The organism is Pseudonocardia sp. EV170527-09 (assembly GCF_008369905.1).
Classification (GTDB): domain Bacteria; phylum Actinomycetota; class Actinomycetes; order Mycobacteriales; family Pseudonocardiaceae; genus Pseudonocardia.
The window spans coordinates 1-3,470 of record NZ_VRMC01000189.1 but is presented as its reverse complement, the minus strand read 5'-3'; the positions used below and the strand labels follow the sequence as shown (position 1 = coordinate 3,470).

At 71.6% G+C, this 3,470-nt stretch carries 4 protein-coding genes and 1 pseudogene; all 5 read right to left on the bottom strand.

What is annotated here, in order from left to right; translation table 11 throughout:
* Nucleotides 1-686 (bottom strand): hypothetical protein (locus FVA95_RS28015; protein ID WP_370460888.1); only part of this gene is annotated, 686 nt, incomplete at its 3' end.
* Nucleotides 687-898: 212 nt separating this feature from the next.
* Nucleotides 899-1,720, bottom strand: a complete 822-nt coding sequence (locus FVA95_RS28010) for a hypothetical protein (RefSeq protein WP_149666811.1) — start codon at nt 1,718-1,720, stop codon at nt 899-901.
* The gene (locus FVA95_RS28005) at nt 1,717-2,145 is read right to left on the bottom strand and encodes a hypothetical protein (protein ID WP_161992511.1); all 429 of its coding nucleotides are present in this window, start codon (nt 2,143-2,145) and stop codon (nt 1,717-1,719) included. Before FVA95_RS28005 ends, FVA95_RS28010 begins: the two co-directional genes overlap by 4 nt.
* A 72-nt stretch (nt 2,146-2,217) precedes the next feature.
* Nucleotides 2,218-3,108 carry a hypothetical protein gene (locus FVA95_RS28000; RefSeq protein WP_240051786.1) on the bottom strand — a complete coding sequence of 297 codons (891 nt, stop codon included), beginning with the start codon at nt 3,106-3,108 and terminating at the stop codon, nt 2,218-2,220.
* A 137-nt stretch (nt 3,109-3,245) separates the two neighbouring features.
* Nucleotides 3,246-3,398: pseudogene (locus tag FVA95_RS27995) on the bottom strand (transglycosylase family protein); the annotation flags it as partial.
* Nucleotides 3,399-3,470: the final 72 nt, after the last annotated feature.

Genomic DNA, 3,470 nt, shown 5'->3' with positions numbered 1-3,470 from the left:
ATCCCGGTCGCCGAGGACAGGATCCCGACGCCGATCACCAACGACAGGGCCAGGGCCGGTTCCAGCAGGATCGCCGCAGCCGGGCTGGTGTCGGGGGTGACGTCGTCATGGTGGTGGCGCACCGCGCGCTGGCTGGCCGCGGCGATTGACCCGAAGATCCCGGCGAACGCCATGATCACCGCCCGGGTCATGTCGGTCAGGCCTTCACCGAGGTTCGGGTCCTCGGTGAACACCGCCCCCACACCGCGGCCTTCCTGCCCGGTTTTCGGGGTGACGACCTGGGTGAAGTCCCCCGACCCCAGGCCCAGCTCCAGCAGGCCATGGGTGATCCCGTCCGCAGCGGCGACCACCGCACCGGTCAGCGACAACACGAACGCCAGGGCCAGCCCGAACTGGGCCGGGCCGGTCACCGCCCGCGCCATCCCCCTGCCCCCGCGCACCGCCACCATGATCAGCTGGGCGAAGAACAACCCGATCGCGATCACGATCGCCAGCCACCACACCGCACCCCAGACCTCGTGCAGGCCCCCGGACCCCGCCCCGCGGGCGAACGTCGCAGGCACGTTCAACGTGGTCAGCTCATCGGCCAACCCGAGCGAGCCCCGCAACAGCGACAACCCCGCCGCCCAAACCTCCTCCAGGACCGCGATGATCCCGGCTTTGACGTACTCAGTCGCGGCCGTCATCACCTCGCCGTGTGGATCTCTCATCCAGTCCGGCACCACGCCCCGGGCAGCACCCCACGCGGCGTCCCCCCAGCTCGTGCCGTCCTCCCCAGCGGGCGGCGCCGGGGGAGCCGGTGCCGGTGGGGGAGCGGGTGGTGGCTGCGAGGGCCAGGACGGTTGTCCGGGATCGGCCATCAAGGCACCGCTCAGGGCGGTGGTCATGGCAGGGCTACTCATCGGGCGATGGCCCGGTATCCGGCGGCGACCGCCTCCGCGGTCCCCGGCCACGCTGACGAGGCCTGTGCGGCACGCGCGCCGCGGGCGATCCGCCACTGCTCGCCATCGGGCGTCGCGACTCGGCGCATCGCCTGGCAGTCACCACTACCGGCGTTCGCGACCTGCCCCTTGAAACCGAACGTGAACTCGCCCAGCACACAGACCACGACGTAACGCTCCCCGACCGTGCCCTTGATCAGCGCGGCGGCGGGTTCCCAGGTGATGCTCATCCCGGGCTTCGGGCCGTTCGCCGGAAGCCCGGCACCCTTGCGAAAGTTCGTCATCGACCAGGCGAACAACGCCCGGTCCCCCGGTGGGGCGCCCGCCTCGGCGATCGAGTCATGAGCGCGGGCGTAGTCGGCGGGATCCCCGCCGAGCATCCCGGTCTTAGTCATCGCCGCCAGCTGCGCGACCGCGCCCTCCGGCGTCGCAGGAAAGCTGTCCGGGACCAAGGTCCCCACGACCCTCACCGGCGGCGGCAGCACGATCGGCGGGCCCGCAGTCTCGGTGGTCAACGCATGGGGCTGCCCCGCCGCATCCGGTAACTGCAGCATCGGCCGCATCGCCAACGCCGTCTCGGCCTCCCGCGACTCCGCGGGAGTCGATGCTGCGGGCGGCGCAGGTGGGGGCGCGGGCGGCGGGGCGTCCGCACTATCACCGCCGGTGACGGCGCGGACGGCGGTGATCACCAGGCCGATGACCAGGACCACGGCGAGGGCGCCGACACCGGCGCCGATCGCATACGGCCGCACCCGCGACCGTTCCTCCGGGGCGTTCACTCGGCGTAGTTCCCCGAGGCGAAGGTCCCGACCAGGCCCTGACCGATCCCCCACAGGGCGGCCCCACCGAGCGCGGACATCAACAGCGTCCCACCCCGGGTACTCGACGTCGGATGATTGGCGAACCTGCCGACCGCGATCCACGCCAACCCGAGGAAGAACAACCCCAACAGCGCATACCCGGCGAACGTGATGATCGTGCCGACCACGTAGAGGACCGCATCCGATGCCCCACCGGGCAACGGTCGGGCCTTGACATGCGGAATCGCCCCGTCCGACGCCGGCGTGGGCTGGGGCTCCGGCGTCGGGTCCTGCATCGCCAGCACCGTCGGCACCGACACCGGTGACGCAGGCGGCGCCACCGACGCCGCGGCCGGTAATACCGAGCTGGTGGCCTCGGCGACAACACCGAAAATCATGGTCAACATCGGGGAAGGGTCTCCTCAAGACATGGTCGAGACGGGAAACGAGAGATCGGTCAGCCGACCGGAGCGTCGTTATCGGTCTCGGCGACGGGCGTGCTGTCGCGCGGCAGGGGAGCCGGGCAGTGGCGCGATCACGCCCCACGACGCCAACAGCGGCCGCAACGCGTCGAGAACCCGGGTCGGGATCGGGTCCGCGGTGACCCCGCCGATCTCCACCGCAGGTGTGGGTGGGAGGAACACCGCGTCGTCGAGCAGCTCCGAGACGCGGGGCCCCACGGTGCCGTCGATCCCGGCCGGCCACTTCTTCGCCGCGACCACCACCAGCTGACACACCGGCGCCGCCGCACCGGCCTGTATCAGGGGTTCCAGCCTGGTCAGTGTCTGCTCGGCCTGGCGCAGCGACGGGCGGGTCGCGCGCACCACCAGGATCGGGCGAGGTGACGGATGACCAGCCCGAAGCCAGCCACCAGCCCCCGCGATCGGGGAATCAGCGGCTCGCCAGCGGCCGCAGCCGAGGTCGGCAACAACCACGTGCAACGGCTCCGGCCGCGGGTCCGGCAACCAGTCCGGCGGCGCAGGGACCATCCCCGGCGTGAGCGCCGGTAACGTCGTCTCCACCCGACCCAGCAGCGGACCGCGCCCGGGACGGCCCCGCCAGCTGTAGCGGACCTGCACATGCTCAGTGACCGGGCGAGTCCACGGCCCCTCGACACCAGCGGCCTGGGCCAGCCCGGACCGGGCCGGTTCGTCGGCGTCGACCAGCAGCACACACCGTCGGTCGGTCGTGACCGCGTCCGCGATCGCCGCCGCCACCGATGACGCCCCGGCCCCCGACGACCCGGCCAGGACCGGGATCACCGCCCCAAAGCCCGTCCACGACACCGACTGCCCCTGCTCCGGGAACACCGCACCGGTACGGGCCCCGACCGCGGCGACCTCGGCGCCCATCCGCTCAGCCAGCAACTCAGGATCAGTACCGGCCTCACCGTCGGATCCGCCACCGACCGCCGTCACCACCGCAGCCCTCGCAGCGGCATCGACGGAGCCACCGACTCCGGCGCCGGTGAACTCACGCCCGGGATCCTCGACCATCACCGAAGCCCGAGCCGCTTACTGCACGCCGGCCAGGCTTTCCAGCCCTGCGCGGCCTGCACACGTTCAGCGACGGCGATCTGCTCATCCCGGGATGCCTCGTGCGCCGCACCGGACCCGCCGTATGCCTTCCAGGTGGACGGGCTGAACTGCAGGCCACCCTTTATCTGGACACTTGCTCCTGCGCTCTGAGGAAGCTGCAGGTCAGACGGCCGCGTTTCGTGATCTAGTTC